The organism is Hungatella sp. SB206, from assembly GCF_051132295.1.
GTDB classification, from domain to species: Bacteria; Bacillota; Clostridia; order Lachnospirales; family Lachnospiraceae; genus Hungatella; species Hungatella effluvii.
In genome coordinates, this window is the sequence record NZ_CP096603.1 from 5,683,442 (window position 1) to 5,698,783 (window position 15,342).

At 52.2% G+C, this 15,342-nt stretch carries 14 protein-coding genes; all 14 read right to left on the bottom strand.

Features of this window, described 5'->3' with window-relative positions:
• Position 1: 1 nt before the first annotated feature.
• Positions 2 to 847: an ethanolamine utilization protein EutJ gene (eutJ, locus tag M1L66_RS25155; protein WP_117632920.1), complete on the bottom strand. Its 846-nt coding sequence runs from the start codon at positions 845 to 847 to the stop codon at positions 2 to 4.
• Complete coding sequence (locus M1L66_RS25160; protein WP_434688721.1) at positions 829 to 1,587, bottom strand: hypothetical protein; 759 nt, start codon at positions 1,585 to 1,587, stop codon at positions 829 to 831. Before M1L66_RS25160 ends, eutJ begins: the two co-directional genes overlap by 19 nt.
• Positions 1,587 to 2,726, bottom strand: coding sequence for a 1-propanol dehydrogenase PduQ (locus M1L66_RS25165; RefSeq protein ID WP_187023136.1), 1,140 nt, complete (start codon positions 2,724 to 2,726; stop codon positions 1,587 to 1,589). The genes M1L66_RS25160 and M1L66_RS25165 overlap by 1 nt, the downstream gene beginning before the upstream one ends.
• A gap of 28 nt (positions 2,727 to 2,754) precedes the next feature.
• The gene (locus tag M1L66_RS25170) at positions 2,755 to 3,192 is read right to left on the bottom strand and encodes a EutP/PduV family microcompartment system protein (protein ID WP_187023135.1); all 438 of its coding nucleotides are present in this window, start codon (positions 3,190 to 3,192) and stop codon (positions 2,755 to 2,757) included.
• Positions 3,189 to 3,542 carry a BMC domain-containing protein gene (locus tag M1L66_RS25175; protein WP_434688722.1) on the bottom strand — a complete coding sequence of 118 codons (354 nt, stop codon included), beginning with the start codon at positions 3,540 to 3,542 and terminating at the stop codon, positions 3,189 to 3,191. The genes M1L66_RS25170 and M1L66_RS25175 overlap by 4 nt, the downstream gene beginning before the upstream one ends.
• A 31-nt stretch (positions 3,543 to 3,573) precedes the next feature.
• A complete protein-coding gene (gene cutD / locus M1L66_RS25180) occupies positions 3,574 to 4,527 on the bottom strand; it encodes a choline TMA-lyase-activating enzyme (protein WP_434688723.1) in 954 nt (317 codons plus the stop codon).
• A 27-nt stretch (positions 4,528 to 4,554) separates the two neighbouring features.
• Positions 4,555 to 7,095, bottom strand: coding sequence for a choline trimethylamine-lyase (gene cutC / locus M1L66_RS25185; protein ID WP_434688724.1), 2,541 nt, complete (start codon positions 7,093 to 7,095; stop codon positions 4,555 to 4,557).
• Positions 7,096 to 7,118: 23 nt separating this feature from the next.
• On the bottom strand, positions 7,119 to 8,642 hold the full coding sequence (locus M1L66_RS25190; RefSeq protein ID WP_434688725.1) for an aldehyde dehydrogenase family protein: 1,524 nt from the start codon (positions 8,640 to 8,642) through the stop codon (positions 7,119 to 7,121).
• 18 nt (positions 8,643 to 8,660) lie between these two features.
• Positions 8,661 to 8,969, bottom strand: a complete 309-nt coding sequence (locus M1L66_RS25195; RefSeq protein WP_002602422.1) for a BMC domain-containing protein — start codon at positions 8,967 to 8,969, stop codon at positions 8,661 to 8,663.
• 31 nt (positions 8,970 to 9,000) lie between these two features.
• On the bottom strand, positions 9,001 to 9,297 hold the full coding sequence (locus tag M1L66_RS25200; RefSeq protein ID WP_006773243.1) for a BMC domain-containing protein: 297 nt from the start codon (positions 9,295 to 9,297) through the stop codon (positions 9,001 to 9,003).
• Between the two features lie 15 nt (positions 9,298 to 9,312).
• Positions 9,313 to 9,600: an ethanolamine utilization microcompartment protein EutM gene (gene eutM, locus M1L66_RS25205; RefSeq protein ID WP_002602420.1), complete on the bottom strand. Its 288-nt coding sequence runs from the start codon at positions 9,598 to 9,600 to the stop codon at positions 9,313 to 9,315.
• A 383-nt stretch (positions 9,601 to 9,983) separates the two neighbouring features.
• The gene (locus tag M1L66_RS25210) at positions 9,984 to 10,841 is read right to left on the bottom strand and encodes a MerR family transcriptional regulator (protein ID WP_187023131.1); all 858 of its coding nucleotides are present in this window, start codon (positions 10,839 to 10,841) and stop codon (positions 9,984 to 9,986) included.
• A gap of 135 nt (positions 10,842 to 10,976) precedes the next feature.
• The gene (gene argH / locus M1L66_RS25215) at positions 10,977 to 12,350 is read right to left on the bottom strand and encodes an argininosuccinate lyase (RefSeq protein ID WP_187023130.1); all 1,374 of its coding nucleotides are present in this window, start codon (positions 12,348 to 12,350) and stop codon (positions 10,977 to 10,979) included.
• A gap of 13 nt (positions 12,351 to 12,363) precedes the next feature.
• Positions 12,364 to 15,300, bottom strand: a complete 2,937-nt coding sequence (locus M1L66_RS25220; RefSeq protein ID WP_434688726.1) for a YfhO family protein — start codon at positions 15,298 to 15,300, stop codon at positions 12,364 to 12,366.
• Between the last annotated feature and the right edge of the window lie 42 nt (positions 15,301 to 15,342).

The following is a 15,342-nucleotide window of genomic DNA, read 5'->3' on the forward strand; positions in this document are numbered from 1 at the left end:
TTCATTCACAGGCTTCCTGGGTACAGCTTCGCGCAATTCCCAGCGGTGTTACAAACATGGGATTATCCGGTTTATACGTCGGAATTCCCGTCCTCTTTTCAATAATATCCTCAATCCCCGCCAGGCAGCAGGTTCCGCCCACCAGGTAGATGCCTTCCACCTGATGGCCTTCTAAATGGCGGTTGATGATAGAAGATATCTTTTCCACCACCGGCTTTAAGACCGGCAGCAGCTCCTTATGGTGCGAGGGGTCCCGCTTATAGCGTTCCGCCTCCCCGAAGGGAAGCCCATACGCCCCGGAAATAACGAGTGAAAAATGCGTTCCGCCGGTAGCCTCATCCGCCACATAAACCACCTTTCCGTCTTTTAAGATGGAGATTCCAGTGGTTCCGCCTCCGATATCCACGACCGCGCCGTTCTTAATCTTTAACACGGCGTTGGCTGCGGTTGGCTCGTCGAGAAGAGCCGTGATCTCAAAGCCCGCGCCCTGAACCACATTTTTGATGGCTCCCGAATCCAGCTCGTCGGTCCCGGGAGGAATGGCGGCGGCCGCATATAAAAGCTCACAGCCCAGCTTTTCCTCCAGTTCCTCCTTCATCTCCCGGACGATCCGGATGGCACCGATATAATCCACTACCATACCGTCCCGCACCACGTCGGCATACCGGTAAGCGCCGGCAGCAGGCTTAAAGTTTTCATCCAGAACCGCCACTACGACACAGGCCGTTCCTAAATCCACTCCGGTGTAATAGACGGAAGAACCGTTTGTTACCGGATTTTTAACGACTCGCTCAAACTCCTTTACCAGGCTGTCGCATTCCTCAAATGTTATTCCTTCTTTTGACATGTATTTCCTCCAAATAACTGGCATATTAACTGGGATAAACCATTAATCACCTGATGAAGCTCCCGTTTTTTGCCGTCTCCCAGCTCCTGCTCCACGAAAGGGCTCACTTCCCGCAGAAGACAGCGCAGCCGGTGAAGCCGGATCAGATCCATCCCCCGGTCTGACTGGACGTGGAAGGAGGTAATCTCGAAACAGTCCTCCATATCCTCGGAAAAATTATCCGGGCAGATTCCGGTACACGCCTGGCACGGCAGCAGACATATTTCCTCCTCTGCGGCCAGCCCCGCAAGGCAGCGCTCCATGACGAAGATTCGCTGGGCCAGAAGCACGTCGTGCTCCTTAAACTGAAGCCCAGTTTCCAAAAATAAGGCCTGCGCCGATTTCAGGCGGTTTAAGAGCGCCATTTTTTCCGGAGTGAAATTCAAATCCTCCTTACATCGCTCCTCACCTTCCCGGCTGTCCGTCGCTGCTGCGTTTTCTTCTGCATCTGCACCAATACGGTCCGTATCATGCCCCGCCTTATTTTCCTCCTGTCTCCAGAAGTACAGCGGCTTCTTTCCTCCGGTTCCACTGTCCCCAAACCGCTTCGCTGAAGGTATCTCATCCGGAACCCTGATTCCACGATCCCCCAGGAACTGCCTCGCTCCCGGCGTCAGCCGTGTCCCCGGTTCCGTTTCATACGTTGTAAAAGGGGTGGTGCGGTATAAATTTCTCAAATCCGCTTCGGTTATGTATTTCATCAATATCCCCCTTTGCACAGACACCGGTATAAGTTCTCCAGCTCTTCTTTAGACGGCTTCCTGGGATTCGTCACCGTGCAGTTGTCATCCAAAGCAAGCTGTGCCATACCGTCTGCGGCCTCCAGGAATTCCTCCCTGTCCACACCGCATTCCGTTATATACTGGGGAATATGGATCTGGTTCATCAGAATCCTGATCTGACGGATCAGTCCGTGTACGGTCGCCTTGTCGGTTCCTGCCGAGATTCCCAGCATATTGGCCACTTCCACGTACCGTTTCAGGGCCGCCGTCTCTCCCGGAGTTTCCAGCCCCGCATTGTAAGCGATCACATGGCAGAGCAGCATCGCATTGCTTCTTCCGTGCGGAATATGAAATCTTCCGCCAAGCGCGTGAGCCAGGCTGTGACAGATTCCCAGGGATGCCCCGTTAAATGCCACGCCGGCCAGGCACGACGCATTATGCATCTTCTCCCTGGCTTCCATGCTGCTTCCGTCTTCCACCGCAGTTTTTAAGTAGCGCCATACCAGCCGGATCGCTTTCTCCGCACAGGCATCCGTAAAGTCACCGGCGTCTGTGGAAACGTACGCCTCCAGCGCATGTGTCAGCACATCCATGCCGGTATCCGCCGTAATATGGGGTGGTACCGAAACGGTAAAACGCGGGTCCAACAGCGCCGTATCCGGCACCATGGAATCGTCCACCAGGGGATATTTTGCCTGTTTTTCCGGGTCCGAGATCACAGCAAAGGAGGTAACCTCGCTTCCCGTTCCGCTCGTGGTCGGAATCGCGATCAGTTCCGGACGCTCCGACTGGCTCATGCCGGAATAAAGCAGTCCTGCCGCCTTTGCCGTATCAATGGCTGAGCCGCCGCCCAGCGCAATCACGGCGTCCGGCCTGCATACCAGCATCTGCTCGATGGCCTTAGTCACCACCGCAATGGTGGGATCCGGTACAACCTCAGCAAAAACAGAAAATTCCGCTCCCGCTTCCTCCAGCAGATCCGTCACCATATCCACTTTATGAGAACTCTTCATAAACGGATCGCAGATCACGAACGCCTTTTTTATCCCCATATCCCGGAGAGTTTCCAGAGAAGCTTCCCCGAGATACACTTTTGTTTTCATAATAAACTGTTCCATTTTATTTCCGCCTCCTTTCTCCTGAATTTTAGTCATTGCTCAGCCGTTTTTCCAGTTCACGGAGCCCCTCCCCGGAAGGAAATACCACCCGGTAAAACGGAGGCTGGACTCCGGCCTTTAAAAGCTCTTTTTCACACCGGGCCAGCTGCTCCCGGCTCTTTCCTTCCTTCGTTATGACTCCGATGACCGGAGCACGGAAGGCCAGGGCAAAACCGGGGGAATATACCTCCCTCGTCTTTGTCTGATCCACCAGCATCAGAACATGAGACGCATTCTGGGCCTCCGCGATCAGGTGCTGTACCATCCAGGGAGATTCTAAGTAGGCGGCGGGAGCATCGATCGTCCGTGCTCCGTAGACCAGACAGGGCGTCCGTTTTACCGGAGAGTGATCCCCATTCAGTGCATGGGCCAGAGTCGTTTTCCCGCTCCCGCCAGCCCCCATTACCATAATTCTCTTTGTTCTCATGTTCTCGTCACCGGGGGCACGGCAAAGCCAAGCACGGTCTCCAGCGTCCGGCAGACGGAGACAAGAGCCGTCTCCACGCTCTGGACATCTCCGGCTATGACCACCGATCCCGTGAAGCGGTCTAAAAATCCAACCTCCACATCGGCCGCCTTAGCCGCGATATCCGCCGCGATGATGGCCGTCTCAAACGGGGAGAGCGTCAGGATACCGATGGCTCCCGCCGCGTCGATTCCAAGGCACTCGTACACCTCCGGCACCGGTGATGCGATCACATGGGCGATCGTGACCTGTTTGCCGGGTACGGATTCCTCAATCACCCGGCTTACACTGGTAAGTTCCTTTCCCGCCATGGCTCTCCTTTCCTGCTGTATACCGGCTCCGCTAATGTCTTACCACAGTGACAGGGAACTGATACTCCTTCAGCCAGCCCTCGATCCGCGATAAGTCCTCGTCGCTCAGGCTGGGATCTCTGTCGATGGGATAGGGCCGGTCCAGCTGATTGTATTTATTTACCCCCATCTTGTGGTATGGGAGCAGATCAATTCCCTTGAAATTCTTATAATCACGAAACGGCATCAAAAACTGGATTACCCGGTCGATCTCTTCCCTGCTGTCGTTGATCCCCTTTAGCATGGGCATTCTCACCTTGACGTTGTAACGGCGGTGAAGAAGCTCCTTTAAGTTTTCCAGGATCAGCTCATTGTTTACACCGACCAGCTCGTTGTGGCGTTCCGGGTCCATATGCTTGATATCGAACAGAAATAAGTCCACATACTCCGCGATTTTTAAAATGGTTTCTGTTTTCGTGAAGCCGCACGTCTCGATCGCCGTGTTATAGCCTTCCTGCTTACAGGCCATCAGAAGGTTTAAGGCCGCCTCCGGCTGCGCGGTTACTTCTCCGCCGCCCAGTGTCACGCCCCCTCCCGACTGCTCGTAGAAGGCCTCATCCTCGGAAATAATCTTTAACAGCTCCGAGATGGTCTTACATTCACCTGAGATCGTCAGCGCTTCCTGGGGGCACACCTCCATGCATTTTCTGCATCCGGTGCAGTCTCTGTCTCTGCGGATTTCGTGTTTTCCGGTCTCCGGGGAGAGCACGTGAATCCCCGCAGGGCAGGCATTTACACATGCCCCGCAGTCCACGCAGGAACGTTTCTTAAACATGACCTGAAAACTCCGGTCCATTCCCTCCGGATTGGAACACCATTTGCAGCGCAGCGGACAGCCCTTGAAAAACACAATGGTGCGGATGCCCGGCCCGTCGTACATGTTATACTTCTGAACATTGAATATCAGTGCCTTGCGCTCAATGGAACCTGCATGTGTCTGATTCATCGTTATTCATCTCCAATTTACGGTTCTTTATAAATGGGTCAGCATGGTTCTGCTGATAATCTCATCCTGAACATCCTTGCAAAGTTCTACGAAGAAGGCGCTGTATCCGGCTACACGGACGATTAAGTCGCGGTATTTCTCCGGGTGCTTCTGCGCTTCTAAGAGCGTGTTGTTATCCAGATAGTTAAACTGCATCTCGCCGTTTCCAAAGATACTGGCGGTCCGAAGCAGGGTGATCAGGCTCTCCTCTCCTTCCGGAGTGTCTAAGAGTCCCGCCATGATCTTGAAGTTATGTACCAGGCCGATATTCATGCTGTCATTGGCCATCTTGGACACGGACTTGATGATCGCAGTCGGCCCCTTGTAGTCGGCTCCCTGGGTTGGGCTGATGCCGTCGGATAACGGCAGCCATGCACCGCGGCCATTGGCGGAAGCGCCTGTCATCTGTCCGAACGGAGTATTGTTGGAAATGGACAGGGTACCGTGGCTTAAATGGGAGTACAGGGTCTTATATTTTCTATGTTCTGCCTCAGTAAAGTCAACTAAATCCGAAGCAATCAAATCCGCATAATCATCGTCGTTGCCATATTTCGGAGCGTTCAGACAGTCAGCCTTTATCTGCTCATATCCAACAAAATCGGCCTTCAGCGCCTCATTTATCTGCTCCAGTGTATATTTCTTATCATCAAACACCAGCTTTTTGATCGCTGCCATGGAGTCCGTATAAGTTGCCAGTCCGGACCAGACCACGCCAGGGCCGTAATTGTACATCGCGCCGCCGGAGGAAACGTCTTTTCCCTTTTCCATACAGCCCTCGTACATGATGGACATAAGAGGCTTCGGAGCAAGGTCTCTGTGGACTCTCTGGGAAATAACCGTGGCCACGTCGGTCCATTTTGTCACGTATTTGATCTCTTCCTTAACAGCCGCGTCAAATTCCTCAAAAGTCTTGAACCGGCTCAAATCTCCCATATCCGGGCAGACCTGCTTGCCGTACCAGAGCGGAACACCGTGGTTTAACACCAGCTCGATGCAGACCGGCCACTGGGTATAGGCGGTGGAGGTCCACTGATAGAGACGGCCTGATTTCTGCGGCTCCACGCAGCCCATCAGACAGTAGTCTCTGGCGTCCTCGATGCTCACGCCCTTTGCCAGCATCATCTTGATGTGGGCGTCGTCGAAATGGCAGGCCGGGAAGCCCATGCCGGAACGGATCACGTCCACGATCTTTTTCATATATTTTTTAGGAGATTTGTTGTGGATCCGGCAGGCCAGGGACGGCTGGTAAATCTTCACGTGGCGGACAGCATCCATCAGCAGATACGTCAGTTCATTGGTTGCGTCACGGCCGTCTCTCGTCACGCCGCCCACGCACATATTGACGAATGGCTGGTAGCCGGCGAAGAATTTGGAACCGCCCTCGCTGGTGATCCACATCATCTCTGACATCTTAATCAGCATACATCCGGCAAGCTCGAAGGCCTGGAAATCATTTAACCGTCCGGATTCGATATCGCTCTTATAATACGGATACATATACTGGTCCACACGTCCGATGGACATACCGGTCTGGTTCTCTTCCACGACCAGCAGGGACTCGATGGTCCATACCGCCTGGACTGCTTCCCAGAAGGTTTCCGGCTTATGGGCCGGTACACGGGCGTTGACCTCGGAAATCTTTAAGAGCTCCGCTTTCCTCTTCGGATTCGTCTCCTTTGCCGCCAGCTCCGCCGCGTAATCAGACAGACGCTTTGCGTAAATCATAACGCCCTCTGTGGTATCGATGATGGATTTATAGAAATAGATTTTTTCGATATCATCCGGGTTCTCATAATCCAGATGCTCCAAATGCTCTTTCGCTTCTCTCTGGATATCCAGCATTCCTTTTTTCATCAGGATTACGTCGTATCCGGGGTTGGAATCTCCGCCGCCGTTTAACGCGTGGTAGGAACAGTCTGATACGAAGGACTCGCCTGAGAGCTCCCATACGCCGGCTTCCCGGTACTGGTCCTCGCAGTACTCATCGACAGATTTGCCCTTCCAGAACGGGAACAGCTCCTCTCTCATGATCTTCTTGTCTTCCTCGGAAATGTAGAATGGATCCTGGGCACGCGTCCCGATGGTGTCGATCTCATCTTCCATCCATCTCCAGGCAATATCCGGTGAAAATGCTCCGGCTCTCGGTGCTCCGCATGGTGCTCCGACGATCAGCTCGTGGTCCTGAATCACCAGAGGCGCCGTCTCACAGCAGTAACGGAAGCATTTTGCGCGCAGAAGAATCTTCGGCATGCCCGGATTCTCTTTTGCGATCTTTGTAATGGCTCTTGCACGGTAAGTCGTGATGGAAGGAACCTGCTTTAAGTAGTTATCCTTCAGAAGCTGAAGACGCTCGGTGATCCCATCGGGAATCTCTGTGCCCTCGCCGCTGCACACTCCCGTTTTCTCCGGAGCGCCCTTTGGCAGATCGCCGGAAACGGATTCCAGCATCTTTACCAGCGCCTCCCGCTGTTCCGGCGACATGTTTCTGGTCGCATCTGCAAATTTATCTGTAAACTCACGAATATCCAATTTGTATTACCCCTCTTTCCTGCTTATTCTTCTTCGGCCATCCACTCCAGGAGCTTCTTCATGGCCCGCTCCAGCTCGTCATCCAGGCTGTCATCCCTGCATTCCGGAACCGCCGTCTGCCGGGCTGTGTTTAAAACCGCGGCGTCGGCGCGGCCGTTTCTCTCCTCTGCGTCTCCGGTCATCCGGTCTTCGATCTCCCGCACTCCGTATCCCACATTTCTGATGTAAATCAGGTTCATGGGGGAAACGCTGTCCGAGGTGATTCCGACGCCGGCGGTAATGCTTCCAAGCGTCATGGCCGGAAACAGATTCGTCGTCACGCCCATGCTCCCAAACACAGCCGGGGTGTTCACCAGCATCCTGGCGACCGGTTTCTTCAGTGCGAACTGGCGAATGACCTCTTCATCCTTCGAATGAATCACAAGTGTGTGTCCATGGCTTTCATTTGCCAGCAGTTCGATGCATTTCTCACAGGCGTGAACCCAGTCATTTTCTATGTAATACACCAGAACCGGACACAGCAGCGCCCTGGCGTATGGATTTCTGTCTGAAATATACTTCTGTTCGGAGACCAGTACCTTTACCGTATCCGGAACGGAAAATCCCGCCCTCCTGGCCAGCTCCCGCGCCGGTTTACCCACCAGCTCAGGGTCCTGACTGCCGTTTTCGGGACAAAGCAGCCCGATCAGCTGTTTTTCCTCGTCCCCCGACATGAAGTAGGCGCCGTTTCTCTCAAATTCCCTTTTTGCCTCACCGGCGATGCAGCTGTCTGCAACGATATACTGTTCCGCCGCCGGTACGATTCCGTAATCAAAATTCCGGCTGGCCACGATGGCCTTCACCGCCTTCGGTATGTCCGCCGTCCTCTCGATAAACGCGGGGGAACCTACGGTTCCTCCATAGATGAACGGTTTTCCCGCGGCCTTCGCGGCCTCTGTCATCTCCGGAACGCCGGTGCCGATCACCAGCGATACGGCCGGATGGCCGATGAGCGCTTCCGTTCCCTGACGCGTCACGGTGCCTAAGTAAGAGAGCGCGCCGTCCGGAAGTCCCGCCTCAGCAGCCGCTTCCATCAGAATATCCAACGCTCTGCCCGTGGTCTTCGCGGCCCGCTCATGGGGAGCGAAGACGATGGCATTGCCTGATTTCACCGCGATGAGCGCCTGATAGATGGCCGTGGATACCGGATTGGCAGACGGTGTCAGCGCTGCGATAATTCCTAACGGTACGCCGACCTTCATCATTTTCTCTTCCCGGTCCTCCGAAATGATTCCCACAAAACGCATGGTCTTAAGCTTCTCGGGCAGGTATTCGCAGATATACCGGTTTTTCCTGTATTTATCCTGCCAGTTTCCGTATTCCGTCTCCTCGCAGGACATGACCGCCAGCTCCCTGGCGTGTTTTGCCGCCGCCTGCGCCATATGTACTACAATGCGGTCCAGCCTTTCCTGTTCAAAACCAGCCAGCACTTTTCTCGCCTCTCCGGCATTTTCCATCAGGATTCTGGCTTCCTGGACAGAAAGCAAGTCTTTATCAACAAAACGCATTGCCTACGCTTCCTTTCCTTACTCCGCCGGAAGAAGATTCTTTAAGGAGTAACGTGTGATGATCTTCTCCAGATCGGGATGAGGCCTGGGGATTACGACAGAGCTGTAAACCTCGGCTCCCATAGCTTCCACTGCCTTTACTCCGGCATCTACTGCCGTCTTACATGCTCCCACATCACCGCGCACCAGCACGGAAATGTATCCGGAAGCTACATTCTCATATCCAATCAGTTCCACATCGGCCGCCTTGCACATCGCATCCGCGGCTTCCAGAACGAATACCAGGCCAAATGTTTCAATGGAACCAATGGCTTCATATCTTTCCATAAAATTTTTCCTTCCTGCCGTTTATCTGTTCTTACGCATCAACATCGTGTACGGATACAATATCGCCTACTCCCTGAATCGGTCTCGGCATTACATTCTTAGCCGTCAGCTTTCCGATGGCTGCCGCAGCTGCCGCTCCGGCCTCCACAGAGGACCGTACCGCTGCCACATCTCCCTTGACCATAATGGTCACAAGGGTGGAACCTACGTTTTCGTAGGATATGAGTTCCACGTCCGCTGCCTTTAACATCTTATCCGCCGCTTCCAGCGCGGGTGTCAGGCCAATGGTCTCCACCAGGCCCAGTGCCTCTTCTCCGTAATATCTCACCTGCGCGCCCTCCTCCTATTCAGGTTTTCTGCAGACCGGAAGTATGCACTCCACCTCTGCATGAGGACGTGGGATTACATGAACGGATACCAGCTCGCCTACGCGCTGTGCTGCCGCCGCTCCTGCATCCGTCGCAGCCTTTACCGCTCCCACATCACCTCTCACCATAACGGTAACGAGACCGCCGCCTACGTGTTCCTTGCCGATTAAGGTGACATTAGCCGCCTTTACCATGGCGTCCGCCGCTTCAATCGATCCTACCAGCCCTTTTGTTTCAATCATTCCCAATGCATCGTACTTCATGAAATATCCTCCTTCTGGATTCGAAATTAGATACATTATCTAATTTTCATCTTCAATCCATCTTTTTTATATGCATTTAGTATAGTCCTTCCCCCTATGTGGAATGTCAAGCCTCATTTTTTACGCTATTTTTCTAAAATATTTTTATATTATGCTTATTATTATTCAATTTTCTAAATATTTTTTAGCATAGTGTAGGTAAATCTGCATAATGTACCTTCCCCTTAGGGTAATGTTAAAACAATAACAATACCGTCAAACCATGATACAGCGTAATTTTGCATAAAAAAAGACAACCATCTCCCTGCGAAGCTATGGTTGTCTCTTTCAAACCTTCCCCTCGAGGGGAAGGTTTTGGCATCATATTATTCAATTTTCACAAATTATCTGCACTCTTCCATCCGGGTAACCGGCACCAGTATTTCAGTCACAAACTCCGACGGCACCCGCGTCGTCCAGTAATCCACCACATACCGTTCAAACGATTCCTCGCCGCAGATATATCCTTTTCTCGACGCCCATTCCTCAATCTTCCCGTATTCCCGTCCGATTGAATCCAGGGATCCCACGTGATAGACCGAAGCCATCATGGTCCCGCCCAGCGTCTTTAATTCCGCCTCCTTTACCAGAGGGCGGAGCGGCATCTGCATAATCCTGGCCCGCCTGCACGTCCCATCCCGCTTCTCACGAAATGACGGGAAATTTAAGATAACCGGCCCTGTGATCTCATTATGTATGCTTTCCAGATAGTTCACCCACGGAATATTGATGATCGACTCCATGTAATTGTACGAAAAATCCTGTTCTTTACTGCAATACACCGTAGAATTCACATATTTTATGGTCACATCGTGTTCTTTGCGCTGAGAAACAAGCTCCGCCTCACGGACGAGCTCATACCAGTCCTTCACGGCGGTATAGCGGTATAGCAGCTCCTGCCGTTCGGTCTGCAGTTCCTCACTCTTGCTTAAAAAGCTTCGCTCCAGGCATTGATACGTACTGCCTTCCACCAGACTCTGCATCTGTTCCAGACTGAACCCCATCTGTTTATAATACTTGACGACCGGAACCAGAAGCAGTGTCTCCTCGCTGTAATAGCGGTAATTGTTCTCTTCGCTTACCATATCCGGAGAGATCACTCCGATCTGGTCATAAAAACGAAGTGCCTTTTTCGACACATTGCAGATACGGCTTACTTCACCGATAGAATATAATTTTTTAGCGTTTTGCCTTTCCCCCATAGCAAACCAGACAGCCTCCTCTGATCAGATTTTGTTTACCTTTCCGTATAAATCATCTAGTATATACTTTAGTATAAACCTTCCCCTATAGAGGAATGCAATAGTTTTTCTGAGGAAATTTCCAGTATATGGATTTTACTTTTCCAGCCTCTCTCTGCACGCTTCTATCACTTTCTTCATCGCATCCTGTCCCGGGGCGCCGATGGTCATACGCTTTTTCACACACGTCTGCATGCTGATGGCATCGTAAATGTCTTCCTCAAACACGGGGCTGATCGCCTGGAACTCTTCCAGGGACATATCGTCCAGTGCAATTCCCTTCTCAATACAGTATAATACCAGCTGTCCCACGATTCCATGGGCGTCACGGAACGCCACACCGTGGTTCACCAGATAATCCGCGGCATCCGTCGCATTGGTAAAGCCGTTCTTCGCACTCGCTTCCATGGCATCCTTCCTGAAAGTCATGGAGGAGATCATGCCGGTAAAGAGCGCAAGGCAGCCCTTTACCGTATCGATGGCGTCAAAGGTCAGCTCCTTGTCCTCCTGCATGTCCTTGTTATAGGCCAGCGGAATCCCCTTCATGGTCGTCAGAATGGAAACGAGAGCGCCATAGACCCGGCCTGTCTTTCCACGGATCAGCTCCGCGATATCAGGGTTCTTTTTCTGAGGCATGATACTGCTTCCAGTACTGTAGGAATCATCGATCTCCACGAACTGATACTCATTCGTATTCCAGATGATAATCTCCTCGCAGAAGCGGCTCAAATGCATGGCAATCGTCGACAGCGCGCTGAGCAGCTCGATGATGTAATCACGATCCGCCACGGAATCCATGCTGTTTAACGTTGGTCCGTCAAATCCAAGAAGCTCCGCCGTATACTCCCGGTCCAGGGGATAGGTGGTGCCTGCAAGCGCTCCGGATCCCAGCGGACAGTAGTTCATCCGTTTTCTGATATCAGAAAGGCGGGAACGGTCGCGGTCAAACATCTCAAAGTAGGCCCCCATATGGTGAGCCAGCGTGATGGGCTGAGCCTTCTGCAAATGAGTAAAGCCCGGCATATACGTGTCCAGATTCTCCTCCATCAGCTTTAACAGCTCTTCCAGAAGAGATTTGACCAGACCGTCCATCTCATCGATCTCGTCTCTCGTATACAGCTTCATGTCCAGGGCCACCTGGTCGTTGCGGCTTCTGCCTGTATGAAGGCGTTTACCGGCCTCACCGATGCGCTCCGTTAAGACCGCCTCCACGAAAGAATGAATATCCTCGTGTTCCGCCGTAAATGCAAGTGCTCCGCTCTCTAAATCCCTGCGGATTCCTTCCAGCCCCTCTATGATCGCATCTCTGTCTTCTGTCGTCAGAATTCCCTGCTTTGCCAGCATTTTTACATGGGCAATGCTGCCTTCGATGTCCTGATGGTAAAACTTCTGGTCAAAGGAAAGGGAAGCATTGAAATTGTGTACCAGTTGGTTCGTCTCTTTTGTGAAGCGTCCGCCCCATAATTTCATATTTCATTTCTCCTTAGCATTTTATTCTTCTGCGCATGACCGGTTTCTTTCTGCGGCCTGCGGTGATTCCTGCAATGAGAAGCAGCACAGCGATGCTGCCCGCAGTGATCATTCCACCTGTCTTTAAGCCCTGCGGCATATAGCGCAGTTCCACGATATGCGTTCCGGCCGTGAGCCGCACGCTTAAGAAGGTGTCAAACAGCTTATACGGCTCCGTCTCTTCTCCATCCACCAATATAGACCATCCCTTGTCGTAAGGAATGCTCAAATAGAGGAGACCTGCCTTTTCAACGTCGATTCTTCCGGAGATTTCCGTATCTGTCTTCTTCGTCAGCTCCATGGAATTTCTGTTTAACACATTGTATACCGATTCCAGACCTTCCGGTATAAATCGATAGGCCATAGCCACCAGATCCTGCTCGTTGTCATCGTTGCGGAGCGTCACTTCCTCGCCTGCGGAAATCCATCCCAGCTCCAGCATGTATCCGCGGTTAATGTTGTCGAAGCTCTTCGTATTTTCCCCCATCAGGGCGCTTACCTTTTCCACCTTCTTGTTGCTCACATAGACGTAATAATCGCCCGATACCTCCGGTGTAAAGGTAAAGCTGGTTCCGAGGATCTCGCTCGGCACCTCCTCCAGCACAGGGCTGGCTCCCAGCACCACGGCAAGATCGTTCTGTACATCCGCCGGGTTGGTGATGTCTAACTGCCAGTTGTCCTCAAGATCGTAAGGGACCATGACTCCGAGCGGCAGCGTAAATTCATTGCGGTAGAGATACGTATGGTCCTCCACCTCCATCGGGGTGAGGAGACCGGTATCAGCCGGTGTCTCTGAATACAGCGCGTACTTTACGGAAAACAGCGAATCCACCAGCGGCGTGCTGCCGGTAATGCTGTAAGCGTTGGTGGAACTCTCGCATCCCAGCTTTTTAAAGAACTTTGATAAGTCCGCGTTGGCTGTGGACGAGAACAGGGAAACCGACGGGAAATTCATCCACGCGCCGTCATTTTTCGTCTTCCTGGTGACCTTTTCCACCCGGTAAAAGGAGGGATCGCTGATCCCTTCCGTCAGCCTCACGCTGGCGTCATTATCCTTTACGTAGCTGGTCCGGCTGGTCGTGGTAACGCTCGTCACCGTCGTATTGACCGCCGCTTCCACCGAAACGACGCCCAGCGCCAGCAGGATGACGAGATTCCGGCTCGCCCCCTTCTGATACAGACAGATCAGCCCCGTATAGGCGGAAAGGAATAGAATCGCCACATAGAACACAGAAAAATGGTACGCTTCATCCGTGATCAGCTTCTGAGCCATCAGCACAAATACGATTGCCGCAAAGAACGCCAGCACCACATGCTTCCACGGCGTCTCCTTCAAATGGCTGTACGCCTCATAACACATCAGAAGCACCAGAAAAATATAGATGAAGGACTGGCGGCACGGAAGGCTGTTAGGATAATGGAACCCGTGCCAGATAAAGTTAAGTACATTGAACGAGAAGCTGGCAAAAAAGAACAGCAGCAGACCGCAGTACACCACTTTTTCCCGCCGTTTGATCTTCCGGTTTACAAGATACAGCAAAAACAGCATAAGGACCGCCACGCCGCAGTAGATATTCGGCCAGTGATCCAGTCCGATCTCCGTCTCCACATCCGGCAAGTGTCTCGCCAGCATGTCAAAGATCGGAAAATAGGAGGTCACCGTCTTCGGAAAGTTAAAATCTCCGGACGCAGTCATCTGCAGCGCGTAGATCTCCGGAAGGAGCACTGCCGCGGCCAGACCGCCTGCCAGAAGGGAGAACACCGTGAAGGAACTGATATTTACCATGTAGTCCTTCCACGATTTCTTTCCATCCATCACAAGCAGGGCGATGAAGTACAGCACCATGAAAATACATATCATAATGGATATGTAATAGTTTGACAGAATAGATAACCCCAGAGTAATGCAATAGAGAAAACATTTCTTTTCCCGTACGAGGCGCTCCAGCCCCAGCATGATCAGAGGGAACAAAAGGATGCAGTCCAGCCACATGATATTCCAGCTGTAAGCTGCCATATAACCGGAAAGCGCATAAAAAATGCCGAAAAATGCGATACCGAAATCCGAGGTTCTGCAGTGCTTCCGCAGATAGTAGGCGAAGCTTAACCCGCTGAGACCGATCTTGAACACGATCATATAGGTCATGAATTCGATGATATACGCCTTGGGACAGAGCACCAGAAGCCAGTTTAAGGGGCTGGCCAGATAGTAGGCGTAGAGGGCTGCGAAATTCACGCCCATTCCCACATCCCAGCTGTACAGGAAGCTGCCGCCATGGGTCAGCTTGTGCTGAAACTCGGAGAAGAACGGCGCATACTGGTGGTACATATCCGTTCTTAAGAAGCTCTCCTCCCCAAACGGAAAGATTCCGCGCTGGGCAAAGATAATGATCATAATAATAATCGGCACAAAAAATGCAGCCACAAGTCCATCCGATGGCCGTATCAGGCTGATGCTCTCTCTGCCGTCCCGTCTCCGTTTCCGGGTACTGTCACCACGGACCTGATTTTCCGGATCCGGATACAGGCCCTCATCACGGGCTGCATACCCGGTATCTTCCCGATCCGGAAATTCTGCGTCTTCATCGTATTCGTATTCTTCCTCTTCCACGGGTTCCAGAAAAAGTTCCAGAGAATCCTCGTAATCCCCTTCTGCCGCCGTCTGACCGCCCAGCAGGTCAAAGGAATCCAGGCTGTCATCGGCCTTCACTTCCGCTTCCCCATGTTCAAGGTCAGACGCCTCCTCGACAGAATCCGACGACACCGTATAGCCCTCGCCCAGATCCAGTATAAGTGAAAAATCCTCCAGGGAAGCGGACGGTTCTTTTTCGTCCGTCTCATTCTCCGAAGGTATCAAATTTTTCTTCTCCGTCTCAGTTTCCCCACTGCTCCGTTTTTTCTCTGATGTCATTCTTAGTATGTCCTCTAGTTCTTTAGAAATCTTTTCAATCTC

Excerpts from the sequence above, each read along its gene's own strand:
- eutJ (WP_117632920.1), bottom strand. The coding sequence starts at position 847 with ATGTCAAAAGAAGGAATAACATTTGAGGAATGCGACAGCCTGGTAAAG.
- M1L66_RS25160 (WP_434688721.1), bottom strand. The coding sequence starts at position 1,587 with ATGAAATACATAACCGAAGCGGATTTGAGAAATTTATACCGCACCACC.
- M1L66_RS25165 (WP_187023136.1), bottom strand. The coding sequence starts at position 2,726 with ATGGAACAGTTTATTATGAAAACAAAAGTGTATCTCGGGGAAGCTTCT.
- M1L66_RS25170 (WP_187023135.1), bottom strand. The coding sequence starts at position 3,192 with ATGAGAACAAAGAGAATTATGGTAATGGGGGCTGGCGGGAGCGGGAAA.
- M1L66_RS25175 (WP_434688722.1), bottom strand. The coding sequence starts at position 3,542 with ATGGCGGGAAAGGAACTTACCAGTGTAAGCCGGGTGATTGAGGAATCC.
- cutD (WP_434688723.1), bottom strand. The coding sequence starts at position 4,527 with ATGAATCAGACACATGCAGGTTCCATTGAGCGCAAGGCACTGATATTC.
- M1L66_RS25190 (WP_434688725.1), bottom strand. The coding sequence starts at position 8,642 with ATGCGTTTTGTTGATAAAGACTTGCTTTCTGTCCAGGAAGCCAGAATC.
- M1L66_RS25195 (WP_002602422.1), bottom strand. The coding sequence starts at position 8,969 with ATGGAAAGATATGAAGCCATTGGTTCCATTGAAACATTTGGCCTGGTA.
- eutM (WP_002602420.1), bottom strand. The coding sequence starts at position 9,600 with ATGAAGTACGATGCATTGGGAATGATTGAAACAAAAGGGCTGGTAGGA.
- M1L66_RS25210 (WP_187023131.1), bottom strand. The coding sequence starts at position 10,841 with ATGGGGGAAAGGCAAAACGCTAAAAAATTATATTCTATCGGTGAAGTA.
- argH (WP_187023130.1), bottom strand. The coding sequence starts at position 12,350 with ATGAAATTATGGGGCGGACGCTTCACAAAAGAGACGAACCAACTGGTA.
- M1L66_RS25220 (WP_434688726.1), bottom strand. The coding sequence starts at position 15,300 with ATGACATCAGAGAAAAAACGGAGCAGTGGGGAAACTGAGACGGAGAAG.